We start from the raw sequence: 26,447 nt of genomic DNA on the forward strand, positions 1-26,447 counted from the left end.
CATGACGTTTTCGAAGCGCACCCTCGCGCTCAGCCTCTGCGCCGCGATCGCAACAAGCGGTGTCACCGCACCCGACGCGTTCGGCGTCGCCGAGCAAGCCGGGGCCCAGGTCCGCGTGAATCGCGCCGCCGAAGCGGGGGAGTCCGGCTACATCAACGGCTACATCAGGCCAGACGGCAGGGCCGAGCTCACGTACACCAAACCGGGTGCGGCAGCGCTGCCCCACAACGTCGACTTCACCCTCGAGGCGACAGTCGGCGGCAGCAAGGGCAACCCGTGGGGCTCCAGCGCCGTCCCGTCGCGAAGCGGCACGGCGGACATCGTCACCCACACACAGACCATCAACGGCGTGACCATCACGCGCACCTTCACCATCGACGGCAACCGCGTCGAGGCCAAAGTGCACGCGCGCAACACCTCTGGCGCAACACAGGACCTCACGGTAAGCGCGAAGGTCCAGGCGGATAGCACCGACGCGTACGATGTCAGCGCCGAATCCCCCGGTGCGACGGACGGGCGTTGGACACGCGCGCTCGAGCCGGGCGAGGAGTTCGAGGCGACCTCGACGGTCACCGTCTCCATCACCCGCGACGCGCTCGACAGCGACGGCGACGGCCTCCGCGACACGTGGGAAACTAAGGGGCTTTTGCTTGACGACGGCACCCGCCTCCCCATCAACCGCTGGGGCGCCGACCAGAACACCCCCGACCTTTACCTGCAGCTGAACTGGATGAAGTCGGAGTGGGAGACCCTAGGCTGCGACCGCAAGACGCGCTTCGAGCCGACCGCGGAGGACTTCAAGAAGTTCGCCGCCTGCGCCACGGCCAACACCAAGAGTTACGCGCCCGACCCGGCTGTGCTGCTGGAGCTCGAGCAGATCTTTGCCAAGGAAGGCATCAACCTGCACATCGACGCCGGCGATCACTACCGCAGCACAACACTCGCGAACATGTCGGACGCGCACAGCAAGGGCGGCAAGACCGAGCCGTACGAGGCCGAGTACTTCAAGGGGCTGGACAACTACGGCAAGGCGAGGAAACTCCAGGATCAGGCCGAGCACCTGCTGGGGAACCGCAAGGCCGTGTTCCGTGCCGGGTTGATCGGCTCGCGTTTCGATAACGCATCCCGCGTGACCGGCCTGGGCCAGGTCAGCGGGTCGACGTTCTTCGTCTCCTCCGACCTACTGAGCACCGACGACCAGTTGCGTAACACTATCCTCCACGAGTTCGGCCACACCCTGGGCCTGCGCCACTGGGGCCGCGAAACCGCCGACAACACGGCGGCGGACCTGCACTACGACTACCTCAAGGGCTACGAGTCGGTGATGAGCTACGCCCACCAGTTCGGAAACCGCGGCCTGACCAGCCAGCGAACAATGGTGGACGGGGAAATTATCCCCGGTTTCAGCGACAAGGTGAATTACACCATCCCCTCCGATTGGAACCACCTGCACCTGGCCAACGGCATCATCGGCAGCGGCGTCAAGGCCAGCCCCGACGAGCCGGAGGACATCGTCGCCGACGTGAAGTTTGAGAAAGAGGACGTCTCAGCCGACGATCTGGTGGTGGCTGCCGCCGCGCAGAACAACTACAAGGCGGGTTTCCGCATGGCGCGCGGCAGCGAGAACGACAACGGCATTGTCACCCTCTCGGGCAACAACGTCCTCCAGGGCGAACTCCTGAACCTGGGCAGCGAGCCAGACACGTTCACGGTGGAGGCGGACTACGGTGTGGGTCGCTTCAAGAACAGCTATTACATGCCCGGCATCCAAGGTAAAACTTTGGTCCGCGACGTCGACATCGCGATCTCCCCGTCCGCGTTCATCAACACACCCGTCGTGCCGGTGGAGATCACTGTCACCAACTCGAAGGGCAACCAGGTGTTCAAGGACACATTCAAGGTTTCCGCGTTGGACTACACCCCGGAGGAAGCCCGCAAGGTGCTGCAGGAACTGCGCGCCACCAACGCTGATCCGGAACTGATCAAGTTCGCCGAGGCCCGCCTGAGCGGTCTCAAAGAACCCGTGGTGCAACAGCCCAAACCGGCGCCGGCGACGCAGGTGAAGGAGACGGGGGAGGAGAAGGGATCGTCGTCAAGCGAAGGCCCCGTGTCCACCTGGGCGATCGTTCTAGGTTCGCTGCTAGGCGTGCTCGGCCTCGGTGCCCTTGGGTTCGGCTGGGCCGTCAATCAAGGCATAATCCAGCTGCCGTAGACCGAAAGGACGCGCACGAAGTACGAGAACATCCTGACCGAAACCCGCGTCCGCGTCGCCCTGATCACGCTGCACCGCCCCAAGGCGCTCAACGCGCTGAACAGCGACATGATGCGCGAGGTCACCACCGCGGTCGCCGAGTTCGACGCGGACGAGGGGATCGGCTGCATCGTCATCACCGGCTCCGAGAAGGCGTTCGCCGCCGGCGCGGACATCAAGGAGATGGCTCCGAAAAGTGCGACCGAGATGGACCGCCTCGACTACTTCGCCAACTGGGAGGACATCAGCCGCGCGCGCACGCCGATCATCGCCGCGGTGAACGGCTACGCGCTCGGCGGAGGCTGCGAGCTGGCAATGATGTGCGACTTCATCCTCGCCGGCGACGGCGCCAAGTTCGGCCAGCCCGAGGTCAACCTCGGCATCTCGCCGGGCATCGGCGGCTCACAGCGCCTCACGCGCGCCGTGGGCAAGGCGAAGGCGATGGAAATGTGCCTCACCGGCCGCCACATCGACGCCGAAGAGGCGGAGCGCGCCGGCCTCGTCGCGCGGATCGTGCCCGCAGCACAGCTTCTCGACGATGCCCTCGACACCGCCCAGACCATCGCCTCCAAATCCCTCGTCGCCACCGCCGCGATCAAGGAAGAAATCAACGTGGCGCAGGAAACCACGTTGAGCCAGGGCCTGCTGTTTGAGCGCCGCCGCTTCCACGCGCTATTCGCGTCGGAGGACCAGAAAGAAGGCATGGCCGCGTTTGTGGAAAAGCGGGAGCCGAACTTCACGCACCGCTAGCCGTGCGGCGCGCCTACAGCGCCTACTGTGGGGCGCATGGCTGAAACACTCAACGACAAGGTAGTAATCGTCACCGGCGGCGCGGCAGGCATCGGCGGCGGCATCACCCGCACGCTCGTCGCCCGCGGCGCCAAGGTTGTGGCGGTGGACATTAACGACGATGCCGGTGCTGCCCTAGAGCAGGAACTCGGTGACTCCGTGGTGTTCATCAGCGGCGACGTGAGCAAGCCGGAGACTGCGGCGCAGGCAGTTGATACGGCCGTGAGCACGTTTGGTCGACTGAATGGTGTGGTGAACAACGCGCACGCGTCGCGCCAGAAGCCGTTCACTGATCTCGAGCAGGCTGACTGGGACCTGTCCTTCGGCACCGGTTTCGAGGCGACGAAGAACTTCATGCTCGCCGCGTACCCGCAGCTGAAGACGGCCGGCGGTTCCATCGTGAACTTCTGCTCTGGCGCCGGCATCAACGGCCAGCCCACTCAGGCCGCCTACGCGGCGGCGAAGGAGGCGATCCGCGGCCTTTCGCGCGTGGTGGCCAACGAGTGGGCGGCGGATAACATCCGAGTCAACGTCGTCGGCCCGATGGCGATGACGGAGGGCGTACAGAAGTGGTCCGAAGCCGCGCCCGAGCTGTACCAGCAGTCGCTCCAGCGCATCCCGCTCGGCCGCTTCGGCGACCCGGAGACGGATGTCGCGCCGGTGGTGGCGTTCCTGATCAGCGATGACTCTAAGTACGTCACCGGTCAAACCATCATGGCCGACGGCGGCACCAACAAGGTGTACTAACGCCCCTACTTGGGGTGGACCACTTCGAAGGTCTCGCACTGAACGAGCTCGGCGTCCGAGAACTCGCGGCCGTAATACGGGGCGACACGGGCGAAGAACGCGCGGTGTTCGCGACGCCAGCGCTCGAGTGAGAGGTCGCCCTCGCCCTCGGTAGCGGCGAAGTCTTCGGTGACCTCGAGGAAGGGGTCGACCTTGATCTCGCGGATGAGCGCGGCGGGGTCGCCGCGGCCGTCGACGACGATGTTGAGCGTGCCTTCTGTGATCGATGGGTCGAGCGGCCACGACGTGGTCGCCGTCTTTCGGCCGGCGAGTACGAGCGCAGCTCGTGTTGGTTAGCCAAAGATCGCGAACGCCCGCATGATCGAGTCCCACAGGCCGACGATGGAGTAGCTCAACGCGTCAAGCGACGCCTGCCACGAGGCGGCGAGGAAGTTGTTCGTCACATCGGTGGTGAGCAGGATCCGCAGATCCTCCGCGCCGGCGTGCATGTTGCGAGTGAGGACGGAACTCAAATTTATGCCCCCGATGCTACGCACCCCCTGTAGCGCGACAGGAAATAGGCCGTTATACAGCGGAAATCACACCGGCACTGTTTGGCCGAGGGAATAAGTGCGATTAAAGTCGGTGATAACACCTAAATATTGAGGAGGCACACCGTGAGCACGGCCGTCAGCGGCAACGGGAACGACCCGAAGCCAACTGCGCTACAGGATCACCAGCAACCCGCCCCGACCACCGGTACCGGCAACAGCACAGCCGCCGGCGCCGGCGCAGACGCAGGTGACAAAGAACGTGGCAAAGGCAAAACGGTCGCATTCTTCCTCGCGTTCGCCGCGCTGATTGCGGTGCTGCTCATCCCGATTCCGGGCCTCGACTACACCGGCCAGATCGCGCTTGCCATGCTCGCGTTCGCCGTGATCATGTGGGTTTCCGAGGCGGTGAGCTACCCGGTCAGCGCCGTCATGATCGTGGGCCTCATCTCGATTTTGCTCACGTTCGCCCCCGACCCGGAGAACCCAGAGAAACTAGTCGGGTCGAAGGAAGCGCTCTCGACCGCGATGACGGGCTTCTCGTCGTCCGCGGTGGCGCTGGTGGCCGCGGCGCTCGCGCTCGCCACCGCCATGCAGGCGACCGGCCTGCACCGCCGCCTGGCGCTCTACATCTTGAAGTTTGCAGGTGAAAAGGTATCCGCCATCGTCATCGGCGCGATCGTCATTTCGATCGTGCTGGCCTTCTTCGTCCCGTCGGCGACCGCCCGTGCCGGCGCTGTCGTGCCGATCCTGCTCGGCATGGTGGCCGCGTTCGGCCTGCCCACCGATTCGAAACTGTCCGCGCTGTTGATCATCACCGCAACCCAGGCGGTGTCCATCTGGAACGTGGGTATCAAGACCGCCGCCGCCCAAAACCTCGTGGCCATCGGCTTCATCGAAGACCAGATGGACCAGTCCGTGTCTTGGGGCCAATGGTTCATGTGGGCCGCGCCGTGGTCGGTGCTGATGTCGATCGCGCTGTATTTCATTATGCGCTGGGCGATCAAGCCGGAGACGGAGTCGATTACGGGCGGGAGGGAACTCGTCGAAAAGCAGCTTGCGGAGATGGGGCCGATGTCCGGCGCTGAGAAGCGCCTCACCGCGATCGCCATCGCCCTGCTGTTCTTCTGGGCCACCGAGGACGTGCTGCACCCGATCAGCTCCGCGGTGATCACCATCGTCGCCGTCGGCATCATGCTCATGCCGGGCGTGGGTGTGATGACCTGGAAGTACGCGCAGGAGAAGATCAACTGGGGCACCCTCGTGGTCTTTGCCGCCGGCATTTCGCTCGGCTCGTTCCTGCTCGACACCGGCGCCGCCACCTGGCTGTCGGAGAAGACGTTCGGCGCCATCGGCCTGTCGTCCATGCCGATCATCGCCGCGATCGCGCTGGTGTCGCTGTTCAACATCGTTATCCACCTCGGCTTCGCGTCCGCGACCTCGCTCGCCTCGGCGCTCATCCCGGTGTTCATCGCGCTCGCGTCCACGCTTGACGTGCCCAACGGCGGCCTCGGCTTCGTCATTATCCAGCAGTTCGTGATCTGCTTCGGCTTCCTGCTGCCGGTCTCCGCGCCGCAGAACATGCTCGCCTACGGCACCGGCGCGTTCACCTCGAAGCAGTTCCTGCGCACCGGTATCCCGCTGACGATCATCGGCTACCTGCTCATCCTGCTGCTCTCCGCGACGTACTGGCACTGGATCGGGCTGGTCTAAACCAGCACGAGCCCCAGGTGCAGGCTGGAAAGCTCGTGCTCGCCGGGGCCGGGCGGCAGCGCGGCGAGCTCGGCGGCCGTCTCGGGCGTCACGGGGATGATCCACCCCAGCTTCGGGTCGAGCACCGGGTCGGCGGCCTGCTTTACCGGCACGAACGTCACCGCGCGCTCGGTGGGGTGCGTCAGCTGCACGGCCTTACCCATGTGCTCGAGCGCGCCCGCGGACACGGTGAGGATCACCAGCCGTTCGTTGGAATCCGGCGAGATCCGCGCGGTGTGCACATGCAGCCTATCGACGTCTACAGCTTCCACCCGCGCCGGCACATCCACCAGCGGCGCCGGCCCGATCCCGAAAAGCTTTCGCGCGCGCTCGAGCAGTCCCATGCCGCCCGAGTGTATAGGGTGGGCGCCGGGAACCGCGTCTTCCCCGGCGCGAACCGCGGCAGCATTTACAGTGGCAGGCATGGGAAACGCTGGCACACCGGAGGGATTCGCGCACGCGCCGGGTTCCTCACACCTCGCCGAACTGGTCATGACGTACGGCACGGGCGATCTCGTGGTCTCGCCGCACGACTACGAGTCGCCCCTCGGGCGCCGCAACCGGCTCACGCGGGCCGGGTGGAAGTTGGTGTTCCGGCGCGTTGTCACGGATTTCACTAACGACGCCATGGTGGACCGCGCCGCCGCAATGACGTACTACACGCTGCTGTCCGTCGCGCCGATGCTGCTCGCCGGCTACTCCATCTTCAGCTTGCTCATGCCGCGTGAGGAGGACGCGCCGGATTCGCTGCTGGCGGAGCTCATCCAGACCTACGTCCCGGCGGAGCTGCAGGCAGATGCGTTGAAGTTGTTGTTGACGATTGTCGGGACGCCGTCGCAAAGCACAATCGCCCTGACGGTGTCCGTGGTGATCTCGCTGCTCTCCGCGTCGGGGTACGTGCGCTCGTTTTCGCGCAGCGCGAACCTGATTTACGGGCGCACCGAGGGCAGGCCGATCGCGGTGACGTGGGCGACGATGTGGATGGTCACGCTCGTGCTGGTGGTCGGCGCGGTGGTCATCGTGCTCGGCGCGCTGCTTACCGACGGCATCGTCGGCGCCGTGCTCGGCCCCATCGCGCGCCCGCTGCACCTGGAGGAGCAGCTGGAATACCTCACGTCGATTTTTCTCCCGGTGTGGGACTGGCTGCGCGGGCCGGTGATCGCTGTCGTCGCCATCGCGCTGGTGAGCGTGCTCTACCACTTCACGCCGAACGTGCGGCCTGGGCGCTTCCGGCTGCTCACGCTCGGCTCGGCGCTGGCGCTCGCCGTGGTCGCGGTGCTGTGGGTGGGCTTCGGCTGGTACCTGCGGCTCGTGGGTATCCGCAGCACGTACGGGGCGTTCGGGTCGGTGCTCGCGGTGTTGGTGCTGGTGTGGGCGATGAACGTCGTGCTGCTCGAGGGCGTGAAGATCGACGCCGAGGTGCTGCGCGCGAAGGAGCTGCAGGCGGGCATCGATTCGCGCCGCTGCATCCAGGCGCCTCCGCGGTCCAGCAACGGGGCGGCGTGGCGGCTGCAGACGCGGCGGTGGACGGACCGGGCGGCGCAAGAAATCTTAGACAGTTGAACACCCGGGTATGGGTAGGGTGGCGTCCATGGCACTTATTGATCCCCGCACAAAATACCCGTCCGATTTCCCCTCCGAGCCGCGCCAGGTCAACCCCGGCCTGGACGTCAAGATGGCCACCGCACCCGACCTGGGCCAGGACTCCTACGTCGGCTCCGGCAAGCTCGAGGGCCGCCGCGCCCTGATCACCGGCGGCGATTCCGGCATCGGCGCCGCCACCGCGATCGCGTTCGCCCGCGAAGGTGCGGACGTGGCCATCTCCTACCTGCCGGAGGAGCAGGAAGATGCCGAGCGGATCGTTCAGCTCATCGAGGACGCCGGGCGCAAGGCCGTGGCCATCCCCGGCGACCTGCAGGAGCTGGAGAACTGCGTGAACGCCGTGACGAAGACGGTCGAGGACCTCGGCGGCATCGACATCCTGGTGAACAACGCCTCGCGCCAGGTGTGGAACGACGGCATCCTCAACATCTCCGACGAGGACTTCGACGCGACCATGAAGACCAACATCTACGCCGCCTTCCGCGTGACCAAGGAAGCGGTCAAGCACATGGAGCCAGGCTCGTCCATCATCTTCACCACCTCCATCCAGGCGTACGACCCGTCGAAGGAGCTGCTCGACTACGCCATTACAAAGGCCGCGTTCAACAACTTTGCCAAGGGCCTGTCCGGGGAGTTGCTGGCGTCGAAGGGCATCCGCGTTAACGCCGTCGCCCCGGGCCCGATCTGGACCGTGATCCAGCCCGCAGAGGGCCAGCCGGCCGAGGTCGTGGACAACTTCGCGCAGGATTCGGACATCGGGCGCCCGGGCCAGCCGGCGGAGCTCGCCGGCGCGTACGTGTTCCTCGCCTCGGAGGCCGCGTCCTACGTCTCGGGCGAGACGCTCGCGGTCACCGGCGGCGCGCTGACGCCGTAGCGCGGGTTGGCGCGGCCTCGCTCCGCCGTCTCGGCTGCAGATCCAGCTACCAAGACCCAGCTAATCGCCCCTAGGAGCCGAATAGCTGGGTCTTATTAGCTGGATTTGGCGATTTGGGTGGGCCGGCGCCGGGCCGGGCCGGGCCGAGCCGCGCCAGAGCCGAGCCGCGCCGGCGCTCCCGCGAGCCGGACCCCGTCGCCGGGGGCGTAGGCTCGCGGGCATGATCGACGCCCGCGACACCGCCCTCATCTTCGAGGGCGGCGGCACCCGCAACTCCTACACCGCCCCCGTGGTGGAAAAGCTCATCGCGGAGGAGGTGCAGTTCGGCTGGGTCGGCGGCATCTCCGCAGGCAGCGTGCACGCGCTGAACTTCGCCTCCCGCGACACGTGGCGCTCCGAAAACGCCTTCACGGAATTCGTGGCCAACCCGAAGTTCGGCGGTTGGCGCTCGGTCGTGCGCGGCAAGGGCCTCATCAACGGCGAGTGGGCGTACGAGGAGTCCGAGGACGTCTTGCCGTTCGACTTCGACGCCTTCTCCAGGACCACCGAGGAGGTCCACGTCGAGGCCGTGCGCGCCGACACGGGGGAGACGGTCGCCTTCAACCGCAGCGACCTGAACACGCTCGAAGACGTCGCGCTCGCGGCGCGCACGTCGTCGACGCTGCCGATCCTCATGAAGATGCGCGAGATCGACGGCGTGCCCTACGTCGACGGCGCGCTGGGCACCTCGGGCGGCCTGCTTATCGACGCCGCCCGCGCCGCCGGCTACACCCGCTTCCTCGCCGTGCTCACCCGCCCGCGCGACTACGTCAAGGGCCCGCAGAAGCGCGAGCGCGCCGTGCGCCGCATCCTGCGCAGCACCCCAAAGGTCGCCGACGCGATGGTCGCCAGGCCGGAGATCTACAACGCCGCGAAGCAATCGCTTCTCGACGAAGCTGACGCCCACAACGCCTACATCTTCTTCCCCGACGCGATGGGGGTCGAGTCGACGGAACTCGACGCCGACAAGCTGCGGGCGAACTACCGCGCGGGTGCGGAGCAGGTGGAGCGGGACTGGCCGGCGATGAAGGAGTTCCTCACCGCGCAGCGCTAATCCGCGATGAGCGGCTCGATGGTGAGCTCCGGGTGCTCCTTCTCCACGAACGCGAGCTTCCACTTGTCGCCGAACAGGGCGATGAGCTCGCCGTCGGTGCGGGTGAAGATTTCCACGCCGCGCTGGCGGCCCAGCTCCGGGGCGGAGGCGGCGTCGGTGCGCCGGGCCACGGAGTAGGGGATCGGCTCGGTGACGGTTTCCACATTGTACTCGTTTTCCATGCGCGCCTGCATGACCTCGAACTGCATGGGGCCGACGGCGGCCATGACGGGGGCGGCGTCGCCGCGAGCGTCGTTACGCAAAATCTGCACGACGCCCTCGGCGTCGAGCTGGTCGAGCGCCTTGCGGAACTGCTTGTACTTGCCCAGGGACTTCGCGCGCAGGGTGCGGAAGTGCTCCGGCGCGAACTGCGGCATGGGCGGGAACTCCACCTTCTTGCCGGCGTAGATCGTGTCGCCAGGCGCGAGCGCCCCCGCGTTGACCAGGCCGATGATGTCGCCCGGGTAAGCCGTCTCCACGGTGTCGCGCGAGCGGCCGAAGACCGTCAGCGCGTATTTCGTGGAGAAGGAGCGCCCCGACTGGGCGTGGGTGACCTGCATGCCGCGGTCGAACTCGCCGGAGACAACGCGCATGAAGGCGAGGGTGTCGCGGTGGTTTTTGTCCATGCCGGCCTGGACCTTGAACACGACGCCGGAGAAGTCGTCGCCGACCTCGCGGCGCTCGTCCATCGCAGTGGAGGACGCCTCGACGGCGCGCGGGTCGGAGCTGCGCCCCTCCGGCGCCGGGGCGATGGCGCACAGCGTGTCCAGGATCTGGTGCACGCCGAAGTTGAGCATCGCGGAGGCGAAGATGATCGGGGAGGTCACGCACTGCTCGAAGAGCGTTTGGTCGTGGACGGCGCCGTCCTCAAGGAGCAGCGAGGCTTCTTCGATCGCGGTCTCCCACGCGTCGCCTTCGCGGGCGAGGGCCTCGTCGGGCGAGTAGTGCTCCTCCGGCGCGATGGTGGAGCCGCCGGCGGTGCGGATGAAGTGGATGTAGCCGTCAACCTCGCCGTCGGTGGAGACGTGCGCGAGCCCGCGGAAGTCGCCAGCCTCGCCCACGGGCCAGTACAGCGGGGTCGGCTGCAGGTCGATCTCGGTGACAATCTCGTCGACGAGCTCGAGCGGCTCGCGGCCCACACGGTCCCACTTGTTAATCACGGTGACGATCGGCAACCCGCGCGCCTTGCACACGCGGAAGAGCTTGAGGGTTTGCGGCTCGAGGCCCTTGGCTGCGTCGATAAGCATGACCGCGGCATCGACGGCGGAGAGCACGCGGTAGGTGTCCTCGGAGAAGTCGGCGTGGCCCGGGGTGTCCACGAGGTTGATCATGTACGGCTCGCCGTCGTGAGACTCGGGCGCGTACTCGAACTGCAGGGCGGACGAGGCGACGGAGATGCCGCGATCCTTTTCCATCTCCATCCAGTCCGACACTGTCGCCTTGCGGTTGCCCTTGCCGTGCACGGCGCCCGCCTCCGAGATGACGTGCGCGTGCAGCGCCAGCGCCTCCGTCAGCGTCGACTTACCGGCGTCCGGGTGGGCGATGACGGCGAATGTGCGGCGGCGCGCGGCCTCGGAAACGGTACTCATAAGCGGCTAGCTTATCGACGCACCTCCGGCAGAGTACAGTCGTGTCCATGACAACAAACGAGACAAACGAGCCAACCATCGGAGTCATTCTCGGGTCTGTTCGCCAGGGCCGCTTCGGCGAGGCCGTGGCCCACTGGGTGGTCGACGCCGGTCAGGCCCGCGAGGGGTTCAGCTACCAGCTGCTCGACCTCGCCGAGTTCAACGTCCCGGCGCTCACCGCCGCCGTCACGCCGGGCGCGGCGAACAATCAGTACGAGGACCCGGCCGTCACCGCCTGGTCGAAGGCCGTGGACGCCTGCGACGGCTTTGTCTTTGTCACCCCGGAGTACAACCACTCCGTGCCGGGCGCGATGAAGAACGCGTTCGACTCGCTCGGCCCGGAGTGGGCGGGCAAGCCCGTCGCCTTCGTCGGCTATGGCGCGGACAAGGCCATCCGCGCGGTGGAGCACTGGCGCCAGATCGTGGCCAACTTCTCCATGTTCGACGTGCGCAACCAGGTGGGCTTTTCCATCTTCAGCGGAGAGTTCGATGAAGCGAAGGCGGCCAACGCGGGCGCGCTCGACCGGATGCTCACCGACCTCGAGGGCGCGCTCAGCGCGCGTGGATAACGTTTTGCGCCTTCGCCAGCCCCTCCGTGACCACGAGGCGCGCCGCCTCCGAGGCCGTTGCAATCGCCTCCTCGCCTGAGACCGGCGAGAGCACCCAGTCCGGCACGCTCGTGCCGGCCGGCGGGCGCCCGATCCCGATGCGCACGCGGACGTAGTCGCGCGTGCCCAGGTGCTCGGTGATGGACTTCAGCCCGTTGTGGCCGTTTTCGTTGCCCCCGAGCTTCACGCGCACCGTCCCCGCGGGCAGGTCGAGCTCGTCGTGCAGCACCACGATGCGCTCCGGGGCGACGCCGAGCTTGCGCGCCAGCGGCGCCACCGCTTCGCCCGAGGCGTTCATGTAGGTCTGCGGCTTCGCGTAGGCCACACTATCGATGACAGCCACCCGCGCCTTGATCCCCCGCACCGGCTCGAGCGTTTCAGCCAGCTGATCCAGCGCCATCCACCCCACGTTGTGCCTGGTAGCAGCATATTCTGCGCCAGGGTTGCCCAAGCCCACCACCAGCCACTCGGCCTGCAATTTCGTTTCGCGTCTGCGCCTGAAGAATCCGAACACGCCCCATAATGTACCCATGCAATTCCCACGCATCGTCGCAGCGCCCATGGCTGGCGGACCTACCACGCCAGCTCTGGTCAACGCGGTCACCTTCGGGTTCCTCGCGCTGGGCACCTGCACGCCCGTGCAAGCCCGGCAGTGGCTCGCGCAATGCCAGGCGCCCTTCGGCGCCAACCTCTTCGTTCCGCAAGAGGAGCCATTGCTTGACGACGTCTCCGTCACCGCCCAACTCCTCCACACCGACGTCCCGACTGTCGATGTGACGTCCGGCTTCCAAGAGAAATTCTCGCTGGTACTCGAAGCGGCCCCCGCAGTGGTGTCCTCCATGTTCGGTGCGTTCACGCACGAGCAGGTGGACCAGTTGCGCGCGGTGGGGTCGCAGGCCTGGGTGACGGTGACGAGCGTCTCCGAGGCGCATCAGGCGCTGCACGCCGACGGGCTGATCGTGCAGGGCCCGTTGGCCGGCGGGCACCGTGGGACGTGGGATCAGCGCACCGAGCCGGGGGATGCCTCACTCGGAGAGCTGCTTACCCAGATCGTTCCATTGGGGTTGCCGGTGATTGCGGCGGGCGGGGTGCGGGGGCCGGAGGACGTCGATAAGCTGCATGCGTTGGGTGCGCGAAGTGTGGCGTGCGGGACGGCTTTCCTGTTGGCGGATGAGGCTGGGACGAGCGAGCGTAACCGGGAGCTCCTGCGCTCTGACGCGCCGTCGGTGAGCACTCGAGCTTTTTCCGGCCGTTACGCACGAGGGCTCGAAACAGCGTTCACGCGGGCGCACCCTGACCTGCCGCCGATCTACCCGTACTTGCGTCCCATGACGCTAGAAAACGACTACTGCCTGGTGGGCGCGGACCGCGGCGAGCTCATGGAGGCCCCGGCCGCAGAGATCGAAGCGTTTCTAGCTGCTGCTCAATGATCGTGAGATCACCCGCGTAGTGTTCTCGATTGCGCCCAAGCCCTCGATTTCAACCCGCACCACGTCCCCGTCAGCGAGGTAGCGCTGTGGGTCTCGCGCGTGGCCCACGCCATCCGGGGTGCCGGTGGCAATCACGTCCCCGGGCTCGAGGGGGTAGAGGTGTGAGATGAACTCCACCAGCTTCGCAGGCGTGAACACCAGGTCGTCGGTGGGGGCGTGCTGCATAACTTCGTCGTTGACGGTGGTGGTAAGCGCAGGGCCCGGTTGCCATTCGGTGTCGAGCCACGGGCCGAACCCGGCCGTCTTCTCCAGCGATTTCCCCTGGTGCCACTGCTGCGTGCGCTTTTGGTAGTGGCGCTGTGTGTAGTCGTTGATCACGCTGTAACCGGCGATGTAGCCAGCGGCCTCAGCCTCGCGGACGTGGCGCGCTATCTTGCCGATCACCACCGCGAGCTCGCCCTCAAAGTCAAGCGTCTCGGCGTTGAAGCTGGGCACCTCCGCATCGTCATACGGCCCGGTCAGTGCCTCCGGGAACTTGATGAACAAGGTGGGCACTTCCGGTTTGTCGTGCCCCATCTCCTCGATGTGCTTCGCGTAGTTCAGGCCGACGCAGATGATCTTGCCCGGGCGGGGGATGACAGGAGCCAAATCGGTGGGCGCAAAGTCGATCCCCGGCCCGTTCTCCGCGGCGACGTGTCGCCAGTTCGGCTGCTGGAGGAGCGCGCCGGCGTCACTGAAGTCGTCGATAAGCACAGCCCTGTGCTTATCGACGATGCGGGCGGCTCGGGTGCCGCTTTCGGTTCTCAGGGTGGCAAGTCGCATGGGGTCAGCTTAGAGCGCGCAGGATCTCGTCGGCCGCGTCCGCGGCAGCGATGGTGAGCTCGACCTGCTCCTTCGCGGTGAAGGGCTTGAGCACGTAATCCGCGGGAGCCATGCGCCCCGGCGGACGGCCGATGCCCACGGCGACCTTGTTATAGGGCTTCCCGCCGAGTGATTTGGTCACGGACTTCAGCCCGTTGTGGCCGTGGTCGCCGCCGCCTTCGCGCAGCTTCACCTCGCCGAGCGGGAGATCCAGCTCGTCGTAGACCACGTAGAGGTCGCTCGGCTGGACCCGGAAGTATTCCATCAGCGCCTTGACCGGGCCCCCGGAGAGGTTCATGAACGACCGCGTCCGCGCGAGCACCACCTGGTCGCCGGCGATCAGGCGGCCGGCGGCGAGCTCCGCGACCTCAGTGTTTGTTCGCTTGTGCACAGAGAGCGTGGCGGGCATCGGGGTGGTGCGGCCGAGGAGCTCCTCGATCACAGCGACCCCGGCGTTGTGGCGGGTATCGGCGTACTGGGGGCCGGGGTTGCCCAGGCCCACGATCAAAATGGTCACACGGCACAGGATAACTGGCCGGCGAGGCCGAAAATAATGTTGTAGTGCGGTTGTAGTTGCCTGGGAGGACACGTAATTTCGTTAGAGAAGTTCCGGGCTGCGATAGCAGTTGCTTATCGACGAAATGAGGGTCACGCCGTGCGTCCATCCAACCGATTTCTCGCTATCGCGCTGTGCGCAGCGGTTGCATCTGGCGGCGTCGTTGCCAACCCTGTGACCGCGCAGGCAGCCGTCGAAACGACAGCGCGAGGATTCGCCTTCACTGCGTCACCTGCACAAACGGGTTCCATCGTGGCAGGCCAGTTCGACCGCGGTGGTCGAGCGAATTACACCTATTTGCACCCTGCATCCGGCGTCGCCCGTCTGGAGGCGGAGATTGTCACTCTTGTCCACGCGCGTGGCCGCCAGGTGCAGTTCGATCCGGCAACGGTCACCGCCTCACGCAGCGGCGACACGATGCGCTTCGTCAGCCGCGACACTGCGGCCGGAGTGGACATCACGCGGAGCTATACCGTCCGCGGCGGCAGCATTGACGTCGCTGTCGAGGTGACCAACGTGGGCTTCACCCCGACCAGCGCCATCGTTGCCGTTGCCCAGCAGTTGTCGTCGAATCGGCAGAACCCCCCAACCTACGAGGCGACGCAGAGTGAGACGCTCACGATTACGGATACGAGCGGCCGCGGCTACACCATCGAGGCGGCATTCCCTGGCACCTCTGACGTGGGGGCGGGTGACAGCCTTGCAGCTGCAGTGAATGGTCGCGGTGGCGGGAACCCCACCGCTCAAGCAGGCCGATGGGTGAAGAATCTGGAGCCGGGGGAGAGCGTCACCGGTAAAGCAACGTTCAGTGTGAACCTTCAGCCCGGCGCGCTGGACACCGACGGCGACGGCCTCCTCGACGAGTGGGAGACCAAGGGCTACCCGCTTGCCGACGGCTCCGTCCTCCCCCTCCACCGTTGGGGAGCAGACCCGACACGCAAGGACCTGTTCCTTCAGCTGAATTGGATGAAGTCCGAATGGGAAACCAGTGGGTGCGACAGGGTGAACCAGTATGCGCCTACAGGCGAGGAACTGGAGAAGTTCCTCATCTGCTCCTACAAGAACACGAACTCCTACCGCCCGTCGATTTCCACGCTGCGCCAGCTGGAGCAGTTGTTTGCGCAGCAGGGGATTGCGCTGCACATCGACGCCGGCGAACTGTATAAGAGCGCGGACATGGTGGGCTACAGCGAACGCCACGGCGGCAAGAAACTGGACCACCGGGAGGGGTTCTTCAAACCGGGCGAGTCGAAGGGCTTGGCGCTGCTGCGCACCCGCAACGAGATGCTGGGCGATCGCGTCGGGGTGTTCCGTGTCGGCGTCATCGGGGATAAGAAAGAGGTGGGCGACCGATCCTCCGGGGAAGGCATGGTCGGCGACGGCGCGTTTTTCGTGGCCAAGGGAGCCGGATTGAATTCCCAGGACATGCTGCGCAACACGATCCTGCACGAATTCGGCCATACACTCGGCCTGACCCACTACGGCGCGCCTGGACGGCCAACCGGTGTCCGCCCAGATCAGTTCTTGCCGGACTACTTCTCTGCCATGAACTACCTGTACCAGTTTGGTCCGTTCAATTTCTCCACCACGGAGGCGAACGGCCGTGGCCAGCGGCCCGAGACGTGCAGACCCTACAGCTGCTTCGACGGCAACTACTCTGTGCCGGCCGACTGGGTGAGCTTGCAGTTGCGCGGTAACCACTACGGAACCAACGCCTCGAAGCGGTATGTGGAGGTAGAGGAACCGCAGAACACTGATCCCGTCGTTCAAAATGACGATGAGACGGTACGCGACCTCACCATCGCCGCCGCAGACCAGAACGAAGGCAAGGCCGGATTCGAGCTCACCGAAGGGCAAGATAACGGAATTGTCACCTTGCGCAACGACAACGTCCTACGCGGCCAGTTGTCCAACCTCGGCTTGGACGACCACACCTTCACAGTTACCGCAACGTTTGCCAACGGTGCCAGCCACACCCAGACAATCAAACTTCCCGGCGTGCTCAAGCCTGGATCCACTGCTGACGTCCGCATCCCGGTCCCGAACGCCGCGGTGCTCAAGGGGCCAAAGACTAACGTCACCGTCCAGGTCCGTAGCACCAGTGGAGTCGTGTTCGACGAGCGATTCGCCGTCTCCGTCCTCGATTACAACCGCGACCAGGCTGCGAAGGCGCTCAGCGAGCTGGAGCGGTCCGGTGCCGACCAGGCCGTCAAGGATCGTGCCCGCGCCCGCCTCGACACGGCACACACTGGCACCCCCGCGCCGCAGGTGCCCCAGAAGTCTCAGTCACCCCAGCAGCCCGCGCCCGCACCGCAGCCCGCTCCGGGGAACGACGGCGGCAGCTCGACCGCAGGCATCATCGCGATCGTTCTCGCCGTCTTCGGCCTCCTCGGCGCCGGCGCCTTCGCCGTGAGCCAGGGCCTCATCCAAATCCCGAACCTGCCGTTCTAGCGAGGAAGAAACATGAAAGCACTCACGCGCCTTTGCTTATCGACGGCTACCGTCGCCGCCCTCACCGCCACCACCATCGCCCCGGTCGTCGCACCCCCGGCCGCGGCCGTCGAGAACCCAGCTTCGTGCCTGGGACAACCTAGGGCGTATGTCAACTCCTCTGTAGTAGATCTCAGTGACGGTTGGCTGGCGAACGTGTACGTCGACGAAAGAGTGACCACCTCAACGGCTCCAGGGTTCACTGCGGCTGTTGTGTCGTTTCCTGGACATATCACTTTGGAAGACGAAAACGCGAGGTTTCCCTCGGCCGATTTCTATGAGGTTCGCTATACCCCACAGACCGAGTACCAACGGGTGCCTGGGTACGGCAGCGTCGACGAAACGGGCCGCCCAATTCTGTACGTCTTCCTTCCCATGAGAACGAAGGGGCTCGGGACGATACTGATTCGAAAGGATGGATCGCACAACCTCCCAACTCCGAGGGGAACCCGGAGTGTCGAAGCGCGATTGTTCACAATCCCACCAGCGTTCGTGGACGGGCGGGTAGTCAACGAATTCGGGAACCCCGAACCGCGTCTCGGAGCCAACCTGCAGGTCGATGGAGTGACCGTGGCCTCAACCCGCCCCCGTTTGGATGGCGCGTTCGAATTTGGCCATGTTGCCCCATGTGTGCCGGCATCGGTCCAGCTTGATGCACCTCCGAAGTATTCGGGATTCCGCCCCCATCAGCCCGTGTCTGTCGGAATCCTTAATCCGGGTCAGAGCAGCGCACTCGAGGACGTTACGATGCCGTACGAGCGCGGTTCGATCAGCGTTGTGTACGACGACAATCCCGATCCGAGCGCGGGTTTCCCGGTGTTCGACGTCACCGGGCCAGCGGGGCGCAAGACCTACACCGGGTACAACGGTCGTCTCTACTTTGGAAATGCGCAGCCGGGGGAGTATCTCATCACTTCGGAGGGCACCGGCCGCTACAGCGGCATGACGTTGCGTAAGCGGGTGTTCCTGAAGCCAGGCGAAAACCTGACCGTCGATGCGCGGTATGCACCGGTCTCGGGTGTGAGTGCTCCCGGAACCGCGACGACGACACAGGTCGTCTCGCGCACAACGGCAGTGACCCCGCCCGCGCGAACCACTACGGCAACCGTGGCCCAACCGGTGACCGAGACATGGACGACGACACAGGTTGCAGCTCCCACTACGAGGACGGAAACCGCTCCCGCGACAACTGTGACCTCAACGAAAGCGACGCCCGCAACCGCAACGGTGCGGCTGACAGAAGCGGTCACGGTCACCCCAGATCCGGTGACCGTCACGGAAGTACCGGCGCGACTGACGTCGACGGAAACAACGACAGTCAACCGGACTTACACAACGACGTCGTTTAGGCCGCAGCCGTTGATCACCGCGCCCCGGGTAGCCACCGCCACGTCAACGGCGTCCGCACCTGCGGTCACCAGGACGGTTGATGTGACCGACACTACGGTCACCTCCGAAGTTGTGACCGCCACCCGAATGAATACCGTGACCACCACCCAACGGTCCACTGAGGTGGTCACCGAGACGGCGGTCGTCGATACGAAAGGCAACCTCATCGCCGCAGGTGTCGCGCTCGCTGCCGCGGCCTTGACTCTCGGTGGAGCGGTCGCCGCCGCCATCGGGGCTGTACCGGGGCTTGCCGACGTACAAAAGCTGGTCGCGCCGATCGGAGGGAAGTAACCATGCGGAATTTCAACAAGAAAGCTGGCCGAAAGGCCGTTGCTGCGGTGTTGGCCGGGACGTTGGCGGTGTCGTTGGTAAGCGTGGGCGCGGGTGAAGCTCAGGCGCAGGCGTTGGTCACGCGTCAGGCATCTGTTATCCACCACATCGTGCACGACGCAACACCAGCGTCGATCGTTTCCGAAACTCAAAATATGTTCGACGTGGATGCCATTGCTTCCGGGCAAATTAAGGCAGTGGCTGATTTCCAATCCGCTGAACACATGGTTTATGGACGCGTTTCAGACGAACGCGACGGCTCGAGTTATACCGATGGTAACTTCGTTTACCTGCGCTGGATCGACCGAGACGGTCAAACATCGCCTATGTACACCGCAAGGACTCACAGCCTGGGGCAGAGCCGCGGCTACTACGCGTTCGCTGTACCGGATTGGGTGGATGCAACCGGACGTATCCATTCGTTTACGGCGGCCCCTGAACAAAGAGTTCAGCTGGATGCTTACGTCCCATACCGCCATCAAGCTTCAGTGAGGGTAATCGGTTACTCCCAAGCTCAACCCTATGCTTTCGTCGCTCCACGACCTGGGGACAGAGTGGATCTGAGAATCACCTCGTCTGGGGCTCTGCACGTCTCCAGTGATTCGGAAATCGCAGAATTTGACTCCTCGCAGCTTCCCGCCCGCGCCGGGCAGATCGCGCACGCGTTGAGATGGAATAACGGCAATGCTCAGTCACTGCAATTCCTCGCTCATAACGGTGAAAAGGTGAGTTACCGGTGGAGGAACGAAACCGAGGACCGGGTGGAAAAAAGCTGTTCGGAAGAACGCACGGTTACGAACCAGGATGGCACCACCTCGATTGTGCGACTCACGCAAACAGAGCTCAACCGATGTGCCACACTCCAGATCCCTTCGTACGCGCAGCGCGGCGACGTGTACTCGTTCGAGGTCCTCTCCAATGGCACCCCGATCACTCACGAAAGCTTCATCGTCACGGGTGCGCTCAACGACAGGGACCGCTACATCTTCGACGCGGATCCAGAACTTGTGACGGCGCAGGACAAGGTCCAGGTGACGGGCCGATTCAACGACGGTTTCGATCGCTACCAGAAGTCTTTCACCGCACGGCCCCCGAGCGGTGTGTCGGCGGAGGTGGACAACGCCAGCGGGACGATGTCCGCGTCGCTCAACGCCAACCTTTCCAACGCCACTCCGGACGAGTTCAACCTGCCGGTGGACGTGACCTTCTGGAGCGCGAACGGCTCCACCACGTCGCAGAAGCACTTCCTCCTGGACACCGACGGCGACGGCAACGCTGACATGTACGACCCGGACGATGACGGCGACGGCGTGATCGACTCCGTCGAAGTTGGGGACGACTCGAACAAGAAGAACCCCCTCTCGGCCGACGCACGGATCACCGCGCAGCTTCCGGTTGGTTACCAGGGCGGACGCTACGTCGCTCGTGTCGACGCCACCAAGCTCCCCCGCAACGCCGAACTGAACGTGACGGGTTTGCCCGCCGGGTTGACGTACAACGCGCAGGCCGGCGTGATCGAGGGAACCCCGACCACTACCGGGTCGTTCCCGCTGCGCGCCACCGCAGAAGCAAACGGCACACCGATCCGCAACGCGTCCGGCAACCCCATCAACCAGGCGCTGGGCACGCTCACCATCAGCCCGGCTGAGGTGACTTCAACGGTGTCCACGACGGCCACCACTACCAGCACCGCACCATCGCCCACCGTGACCCGGGTGACGACGGTGCCCTCCACCACAACCCGCATAGCTACAGCCACCGCCACAGCCACTGGGCACACCAGCACCGTCACCCCCACGTCTACCGTGATCGTCACACCCCCGACCCCGGCGGTGACCGAGCGGACTAGGCTCACCACCACCCTCCCGCGCGAGACATCGACGGTGCGCGCTCTGCAAGAGACCACTACGGCTACCACGACAGTGACCCGTGAGACGCTCGCCACCGAGACCCGGGTGTTGGACCCAGGGGTGGTGACGGAGACGTCGAAACGCACGGCGACTGTGACTCCCGCACCGACGACTGAGACGACGACGCGGCGCTCGACCGCGACCTCGACGGCACTTTCGACCACGACGGTCGACCGCACGACCACCGCAACCACCGCGGTGACCACGACCTCGACCACCACGACGACGTCCGTCCAGTTCCCGGAGTACACCTCGGAGGACCTCATCATCGTCCGCGCTGGTGACCGAACGTCGGTGAGCGCTGATCGCAGCGATGCGACTGGCGAGCCGTTCACCGCGGGTGAGGACAACCCGGAGTGGGCGACCGTCTACCCGAGCGGGGAGGTCGACATCGCACCGCCAGCCGACGTGACCCCAGGGCAGTACCAGGTCACCGTCGTGGCGCCGACCGGCGAGCGCACGGTTGTGCCTGTTTCGGTTGCGGCGCCCGTGCCCGACGCCGAACGCTACACCGCGCGTTACGCCACCGCGCTCGGCCGCCGCGGGCACGAGGCCACAAACTTCGCCCCGCTTTTCGACGTCACCGCGAAAACCTTCATCTATGCCAACCAAACCGCGCCTGCGGGCACACGGTTCAGTAGCGCTAATGCGCAGGTGGACGAGGAGACCGGGCGCGTGACGTACCGGATCCCCGCTGACGCGGAAGTGGGATCGGTCGTGAACGCGAAGGTCACCGTGACTTACCCGGATGGCTCGGAGTCTGTCGTGGACGCACCGTTCGAGGTTGCGGAGGAAACGCTTGCGGATACCCACGCCCCGCGCTACGTCAACGGCGTCACCGCAGGCCCCGGCCAGCGTGTGAAGGTGGCGCAGGTTGGGCTCCAACGGGTCAGCGAGATCGCGGAGTTCACCCTCGCGCCCGACCAGGATCTCCGCGGCTGGCAAGTTGCCATCGACGAGGAGACCGGCGAGATTTTCGCCACCGCGCCTGTGTCGAGCCCCACGCCGCTGGATCTCAAGGTGCACGTGCTTTACGCCGACGGCAGCGTGGACGAGCTGACCGCGCCCGTCGGGGTCAGCGACGCCCGCCTGAATACAGCGACCGTGGAGCCCGAGTTCCGTGACCAAGTCGGCGGGCCGGGTCAGACCGTCCGCGTCCCTCTGGCAAACACGGTCCCGTCGGGCACGCTCTTCGACGTCGCCGACGACGGTGGCCTGCGCGCCACCGTCGACCCGCGCACCGGCGAAATCTCGGTTGAGCTCCCCTCGGATGCGCTGGCAAATGCCGAATACGTCATCGGCGTGCGGGCCACCTACCCGGACGGCACGAGCGAGGTTGTCCCGGTCAAGGTCGGTGTGCGCCCGCAGGGGGCGTCCCAGGCGGTGCAACCGTCCGGCACCGAGCGACCAGCAGGGGCGGGGCAGCCTGCCGGTGCGGGGCAGCCTGGACAAGCAAGCGTGGCTGACCAATCCGGTCAGGATCGCTCTTCCGGTTCCTCGGACGGGCCGTGGTGGATTCTGATCCTCGTCGCGGCACTCGGCGCGATCGGCGCAGGCGCGTACTACGTCAGCGAAAACCAGGATCAGCTCCGGGAGCAGTTCCCGCAACTTCCCCCGTTGCCGCGGTTCTAGGAGCAAGAGCGCTCGAGCTCTACAACCGGCGGCCCGGGTTGTAGAGCTCAAGGAAATGTAAAAACATTCCACCTGGGGTTTTGTAGTCGCTTTCCCCCAGGAAACGCGTTGAGCTCTACACCCTGCAGTGCGGGGTGTAGAGCTCAGAGAATTGCGTAAGCAGAAGCGGGGAGAGCTTACTCGGAAGCGCCCTCGTCGCCCTCGCCACCGTCGGCGATCTCAACGGTCTCGTCGGCGTCGGCACCAGCCTCGGCGCCGCCTTCTTCAACCTCGGCTGCGGCAGCCTCGAGCTCCTCGTCAACCTGCTCGAAGGTGACGTTGACCACGAGGGTTTCCGGATCGGTGATCAGGGTCGCGCCCTCCGGCAGCGTGATGTCGGAAGCGAAGATCTGGTCGCCGATCTCCTTGCCCTCGATGGACACGGTGAGCTCGTCCGGGATCTGGAGCGCGTCGATCTCGATCTCCACGACCTCGTTCTCCTGCAGCACGACAGCGCCGTCGGCAGCCTCGCCCTCGGTAACAACCGGGACCTCGACGGTGACCTTCTCGCCGCGCTTGATGCCCAGGAGGTCAATGTGGTCGATCTCGAGGGAGAGCACGTTCTGGTCGATGTGCTTGACCATGGACAGAAGCTTGTCGCCGTCAACCTCGAGCTCGACGATGGCGTTGGTGCCCTCGTTGCGCACGACCGCGGTCATCTCGATGCGGTCGACTGCGAAGTGAACGTTGTCGACGCCCTTTTCGTACAGGACGCCGGGGATCTTGCCGTCGCGACGCAGGCGGCGGGCGGAGCCCTTGCCAAACTCTTCGCGGCGCTCAGCCTTGATCACGGTGGGGGTGATAGCCATGTGATGCTCCTTCGTGTTGGAAGGGCCGCGGAAGCAAAAACCGCGACCACTTGAACGGTTGTGTCCTCGTCGAGTGATCGCGTGAAAGCGTTCTATCGCGTCGATAACGGCTTTCGCTGATGCGCAGCGGCAGCCCTCGCCGAGACCGCTACAGCCTAACAGGGGCCTTCTGCCACACAAAATGGCCCACTGCCTGCTGTTCCTCATTCTCGTGGCCGAGCGCAATGCCCTTGCGCTCCCGCAGTGCGAGTGCGACCAGGAACCCGATTGTGGTCATCACCAGCAGGTAGACGGTGATTGCGCGCGTGCCGCCGGTGGCCTCGTACAAACTCGCCGCGATCGTCGGTGCGAAGGCTCCGCCCAAGATCGCACCCAAGGCATAGCTTATCGACGCACCAGAGGCCCTCACCGAAGCCGGAAACAGCTCCGCGAACAGGGCGGCAATCTGGCCGTAGGTTAACCCGATGCCGAGGGAGAGAAAAATGAGCGCGAAGTAGATCTTGGCCAGGTCACCGGTGTTCACCAGCGGGAAGAGGAGCCCGACGCCGACTGCTTGCACGATAAATCCCATGGCGAGGGTGTGGGTGCGGCCCAAATAATCCGATAGCCACCCGGCGAAGGCCGTACTGAGCATCCATACGGCCGCAGATGCCGTGACTGCCCAGAGTATGTCCCCACGCGGGATGGCCAGGCCCTCCGGGTTGGTCACGTAGTTTTGGACGAACCCGCCCGTGGTCATGTACCCGACTGCACTGTTGGCCGCGAACGCGAGCGCCGCGGCGAGTACGAGCGGAAAGTGCCGGCGGAACAGCACACCGAGCGGGTTGGCCGCCTCGTGGGCGCGATCTGCCGCCATCTCGGTGTAAACCGGGGATTCATCCACCCCGGTGCGAATCCACCAGCCCACCAGCATGAGCACAAGCGAGAAGAGGAACGGCACGCGCCAACCCCACTGCATGAACGCCTCGCCAGGGGCGATTGCGTTCACGAGCGCCAGCGCTGCGGAGGACAGCAGTAGACCCGCGGGCACGCCCACCTGCGGCCCGGCGCCGTATAGCCCGCGTTTGTTCACCGGGGCGTGCTCGACGGCCATAAGCACGGCAGAACCCCACTCGCCACCCGCCGAAATGCCCTGAACTATGCGCAGGAAGATAAGCAGAGCCGGAGCGAGCCAGCCAGCGGTGGCATAGGTGGGCAGAAGACCAATGAGCGTGGTGGCCAGACCCATGCCGAACAGCGTGACCATGAGCACGGTGCGCCTGCCGACCTTATCGGCGAAGTGGCCGGCGAGCACCGCGCCGAGGGGGCGGAAGAGGAACGACAGGCCGACGGTAAGGAAACTGACGATGGTCGCGGCCGCGGCGCCGAGCGGAGCGAACATCACCTCCTTGAACACTAGGCCGGCAACGGCGGCGTAGAGGAAGTAGTCGTACCACTCGATGGCAGTGCCGATCGTCGTCGCGGCGATGACCCGGCGGCGTTCCTGACTAGTCGGCGCTGCGGCGCCGGGAGGTGTCAACGTCATGCGATTAACGTACACAGCAATCCGCCGCGTGCGCTGGGGGAACCGCCGAAAACCGCTTCTGGTGTCGGGCTCGGGTGGTAAACACAGACACATGGACATTCAAGCTCTGCTGTACAAGGTAGAAAAGCGCCTTTACATCGGCGGTGAATGGGTCGACGGCGCCAACGGCGAGACGTACGAGGTGGAAAACCCGGCAACGGGTGAGGTCATTGCAACTCTCGCGTCGGGGACTCGCGAGGATTCGCTGCGCGCGCTCGAGGCCGCCGACAACGCCCGCAAGGAATGGGAGCGCACCGCACCGCGCACCCGTGCGGAGATCCTGCGCAAGGGGTACGACCTGGTCAAGGAACGCAAGGAAGAGTTCGCCCACATCATGACGGTGGAGATGGGCAAGGCGCTCACCGAGGCCCGCGGCGAAGTGGATTACGGGGCGGATTATTTGCTGTGGTTCTCGGAGGAGACGAACCACTTTTACGGTGAGACGAACCAGTACCCGGCCAAGGACAACCGAATGATTACCGTGCGCAAGCCCGTCGGCCCGTGCCTGCTGATCACCCCGTGGAACTTCCCACTCTCCATGGCCACCCGCAAGATCGCCCCCGCGCTTGCGGCGGGCAACACCGTCGTTATCAAGCCGGCGAAGCTCACCCCGCTGACCATGCAGTATTTCGTGCAGACGATGGAGGAAGCTGGCGTGCCCGCGGGCGTGATCAACATCGTGTCCTCCACGTCCGCGCGCGACGTGTCCGAGCCGATCATGGCCGATCCGCGCTGCCGCAAGGTGTCGTTCACAGGCTCAACTCCGGTGGGCGCGGCGCTGATGACGCAGGCCTCCGAAAACATCCTGAAAATGTCGCTGGAACTGGGCGGCAACGCCCCGGCCATCGTGTTCGCCGACGCCGATATCGACCTTGCGGTTGAGGGCGTGAAGGCTGCAAAGATGCGCAACATCGGCGAGGCGTGCACGGCCGCAAACCGCATCCTCGTGCACGAGTCCATCGCGGACGAATTCAGCGAGAAGTTTGCCAAGGCCGTCTCCGAGATGAAGGTGGGCAACGGCCTGGAAGAGGGCGTGGAGGTTGGCCCGCTGATTGAGGCCAAGGAGGTCGACCGCATGCGCGAGCTGGTCGAGGACGCGAAGGCCACAGGCGGCGAGGTGCTCACCGGGGGTGAGGCGATCGACGGCCCGGGCAACTTCTTCCAACCCACCGTTATCCGTGGTGCATCCCGCGACGCCCGGGTGTTCAAAGAGGAAATCTTTGGCCCCATCGCCCCGATTTTCACCTTCTCCACCGAGGAGGAGGCGTGGGAGATGGCCAACGACACCGAGTACGGCCTGGCCTCCTACGTGTTCTCCGAAAACCCGGACATGCTGTGGCGCGCATCCGACAACCTCGAGTTCGGTCTCATCGGCTACAACTCCGGCGTGGTCTCGGACGCATCCATCCCGTTCGGCGGCGTGAAGGCCTCCGGCCTGGGGCGCGAGGGGTCCAAGGAGGGCATGTTCGAGTACACCGAGGTGCAGATGATCGGCGTGCGCGACCCCTACGCGCGCGGTTAGAG

At 65.3% G+C, this 26,447-nt stretch carries 22 protein-coding genes; 13 read left to right on the top strand and 9 right to left on the bottom strand.

What is annotated here, in order from left to right; genetic code table 11:
* Window position 1: 1 nt before the first annotated feature.
* From CJEDD_RS04020 to CJEDD_RS04030, 3 genes are read left to right on the top strand one after another with little or no spacing between them, the layout of a single operon-like run.
* Window positions 2-2,212 carry a zinc metalloprotease gene (locus tag CJEDD_RS04020; protein ID WP_042410187.1) on the top strand — a complete coding sequence of 737 codons (2,211 nt, stop codon included), beginning with the start codon at window positions 2-4 and terminating at the stop codon, window positions 2,210-2,212.
* A gap of 30 nt (window positions 2,213-2,242) precedes the next feature.
* Window positions 2,243-3,001: an enoyl-CoA hydratase gene (locus CJEDD_RS04025; RefSeq protein WP_273657697.1), complete on the top strand. Its 759-nt coding sequence runs from the start codon at window positions 2,243-2,245 to the stop codon at window positions 2,999-3,001.
* Window positions 3,002-3,037: 36 nt separating this feature from the next.
* Window positions 3,038-3,787: an SDR family NAD(P)-dependent oxidoreductase gene (locus tag CJEDD_RS04030; protein ID WP_042405213.1), complete on the top strand. Its 750-nt coding sequence runs from the start codon at window positions 3,038-3,040 to the stop codon at window positions 3,785-3,787.
* Window positions 3,788-3,792: 5 nt separating this feature from the next.
* Here CJEDD_RS04030 and CJEDD_RS12340 read toward each other — a convergent pair whose 3' ends face one another.
* Complete coding sequence (locus CJEDD_RS12340) at window positions 3,793-4,050, bottom strand: ASCH domain-containing protein (protein WP_420536345.1); 258 nt, start codon at window positions 4,048-4,050, stop codon at window positions 3,793-3,795.
* 69 nt (window positions 4,051-4,119) lie between these two features.
* A complete protein-coding gene (locus CJEDD_RS04035) occupies window positions 4,120-4,299 on the bottom strand; it encodes a hypothetical protein (protein WP_157034386.1) in 180 nt (59 codons plus the stop codon).
* Window positions 4,300-4,443: 144 nt separating this feature from the next.
* Here CJEDD_RS04035 and CJEDD_RS04040 point away from each other — a divergent pair, with 144 nt between their 5' ends.
* On the top strand, window positions 4,444-6,030 hold the full coding sequence (locus tag CJEDD_RS04040; RefSeq protein WP_081764468.1) for an SLC13 family permease: 1,587 nt from the start codon (window positions 4,444-4,446) through the stop codon (window positions 6,028-6,030).
* Here CJEDD_RS04040 and CJEDD_RS04045 read toward each other — a convergent pair.
* The gene (locus CJEDD_RS04045; protein ID WP_052333709.1) at window positions 6,027-6,413 is read right to left on the bottom strand and encodes a hypothetical protein; all 387 of its coding nucleotides are present in this window, start codon (window positions 6,411-6,413) and stop codon (window positions 6,027-6,029) included. The two genes, CJEDD_RS04040 and CJEDD_RS04045, sit on opposite strands and share 4 nt — an antisense overlap.
* Window positions 6,414-6,492: 79 nt before the next feature.
* Here CJEDD_RS04045 and CJEDD_RS04050 point away from each other — a divergent pair, with 79 nt between their 5' ends.
* The 3 genes from CJEDD_RS04050 to CJEDD_RS04060 all read left to right on the top strand — a co-directional run bounded on the left by CJEDD_RS04050 (window position 6,493) and on the right by CJEDD_RS04060 (window position 9,638).
* Window positions 6,493-7,632: a YihY/virulence factor BrkB family protein gene (locus CJEDD_RS04050; RefSeq protein ID WP_042405211.1), complete on the top strand. Its 1,140-nt coding sequence runs from the start codon at window positions 6,493-6,495 to the stop codon at window positions 7,630-7,632.
* Window positions 7,633-7,660: 28 nt separating this feature from the next.
* Complete coding sequence (locus CJEDD_RS04055; protein ID WP_042405226.1) at window positions 7,661-8,545, top strand: SDR family oxidoreductase; 885 nt, start codon at window positions 7,661-7,663, stop codon at window positions 8,543-8,545.
* Between the two features lie 220 nt (window positions 8,546-8,765).
* Window positions 8,766-9,638, top strand: a complete 873-nt coding sequence (locus CJEDD_RS04060) for a patatin-like phospholipase family protein (RefSeq protein WP_042405209.1) — start codon at window positions 8,766-8,768, stop codon at window positions 9,636-9,638.
* Here CJEDD_RS04060 and CJEDD_RS04065 read toward each other — a convergent pair.
* Complete coding sequence (locus CJEDD_RS04065; protein WP_042405207.1) at window positions 9,635-11,266, bottom strand: peptide chain release factor 3; 1,632 nt, start codon at window positions 11,264-11,266, stop codon at window positions 9,635-9,637. The genes CJEDD_RS04060 and CJEDD_RS04065 overlap by 4 nt on opposite strands.
* Before the next feature lie 47 nt (window positions 11,267-11,313).
* On the opposite strand from CJEDD_RS04065, the gene CJEDD_RS04070 reads away from it, so the two are divergent.
* Complete coding sequence (locus CJEDD_RS04070; RefSeq protein WP_042405205.1) at window positions 11,314-11,874, top strand: NADPH-dependent FMN reductase; 561 nt, start codon at window positions 11,314-11,316, stop codon at window positions 11,872-11,874.
* Here CJEDD_RS04070 and pth (CJEDD_RS04075) read toward each other — a convergent pair.
* Window positions 11,858-12,445 (bottom strand): aminoacyl-tRNA hydrolase, encoded by a 588-nt coding sequence (gene pth / locus CJEDD_RS04075; protein WP_042405203.1) that lies wholly within the window; start codon window positions 12,443-12,445, stop codon window positions 11,858-11,860. The two genes, CJEDD_RS04070 and pth (CJEDD_RS04075), sit on opposite strands and share 17 nt — an antisense overlap.
* Between pth (CJEDD_RS04075) and CJEDD_RS04080 the strand changes: the two genes are divergently transcribed.
* Window positions 12,444-13,343, top strand: a complete 900-nt coding sequence (locus CJEDD_RS04080; protein ID WP_042405201.1) for a nitronate monooxygenase — start codon at window positions 12,444-12,446, stop codon at window positions 13,341-13,343. The genes pth (CJEDD_RS04075) and CJEDD_RS04080 overlap by 2 nt on opposite strands.
* Here the strand turns inward: CJEDD_RS04080 and CJEDD_RS04085 are convergent.
* Together CJEDD_RS04085 and pth (CJEDD_RS04090) are read right to left on the bottom strand one after the other, a co-directional pair.
* Window positions 13,326-14,165, bottom strand: a complete 840-nt coding sequence (locus CJEDD_RS04085; protein WP_042405200.1) for a fumarylacetoacetate hydrolase family protein — start codon at window positions 14,163-14,165, stop codon at window positions 13,326-13,328. The genes CJEDD_RS04080 and CJEDD_RS04085 overlap by 18 nt on opposite strands.
* Before the next feature lie 4 nt (window positions 14,166-14,169).
* A complete protein-coding gene (gene pth / locus CJEDD_RS04090; RefSeq protein ID WP_081764467.1) occupies window positions 14,170-14,721 on the bottom strand; it encodes an aminoacyl-tRNA hydrolase in 552 nt (183 codons plus the stop codon).
* A gap of 138 nt (window positions 14,722-14,859) precedes the next feature.
* Here pth (CJEDD_RS04090) and CJEDD_RS04095 point away from each other — a divergent pair, with 138 nt between their 5' ends.
* From CJEDD_RS04095 to CJEDD_RS04105, 3 genes are all read left to right on the top strand, one after another.
* Entirely contained in the window at window positions 14,860-17,211 is a 2,352-nt protein-coding gene (locus tag CJEDD_RS04095; protein ID WP_157034385.1) for a hypothetical protein, read from the top strand.
* Window positions 17,212-17,997: 786 nt separating this feature from the next.
* A complete protein-coding gene (locus CJEDD_RS04100) occupies window positions 17,998-18,930 on the top strand; it encodes a hypothetical protein (protein WP_042405196.1) in 933 nt (310 codons plus the stop codon).
* Window positions 18,931-19,790: 860 nt separating this feature from the next.
* Window positions 19,791-22,511 carry a Rib/alpha-like domain-containing protein gene (locus tag CJEDD_RS04105; protein ID WP_157034384.1) on the top strand — a complete coding sequence of 907 codons (2,721 nt, stop codon included), beginning with the start codon at window positions 19,791-19,793 and terminating at the stop codon, window positions 22,509-22,511.
* 176 nt (window positions 22,512-22,687) lie between these two features.
* Here the strand turns inward: CJEDD_RS04105 and CJEDD_RS04110 are convergent, their stop codons facing one another.
* Window positions 22,688-23,359 (bottom strand): 50S ribosomal protein L25/general stress protein Ctc, encoded by a 672-nt coding sequence (locus tag CJEDD_RS04110; RefSeq protein ID WP_042405192.1) that lies wholly within the window; start codon window positions 23,357-23,359, stop codon window positions 22,688-22,690.
* A gap of 148 nt (window positions 23,360-23,507) precedes the next feature.
* A complete protein-coding gene (locus CJEDD_RS04115) occupies window positions 23,508-24,884 on the bottom strand; it encodes an MFS transporter (RefSeq protein WP_042405190.1) in 1,377 nt (458 codons plus the stop codon).
* A gap of 91 nt (window positions 24,885-24,975) precedes the next feature.
* Between CJEDD_RS04115 and CJEDD_RS04120 the strand changes: the two genes are divergently transcribed.
* On the top strand, window positions 24,976-26,445 hold the full coding sequence (locus CJEDD_RS04120; RefSeq protein WP_042405187.1) for an NAD-dependent succinate-semialdehyde dehydrogenase: 1,470 nt from the start codon (window positions 24,976-24,978) through the stop codon (window positions 26,443-26,445).
* Window positions 26,446-26,447 lie beyond the last annotated feature (2 nt).

Origin of the sequence: Corynebacterium jeddahense (assembly GCF_028609865.1) — a bacterium.
GTDB lineage: Bacteria > Actinomycetota > Actinomycetes > Mycobacteriales > Mycobacteriaceae > Corynebacterium > Corynebacterium jeddahense.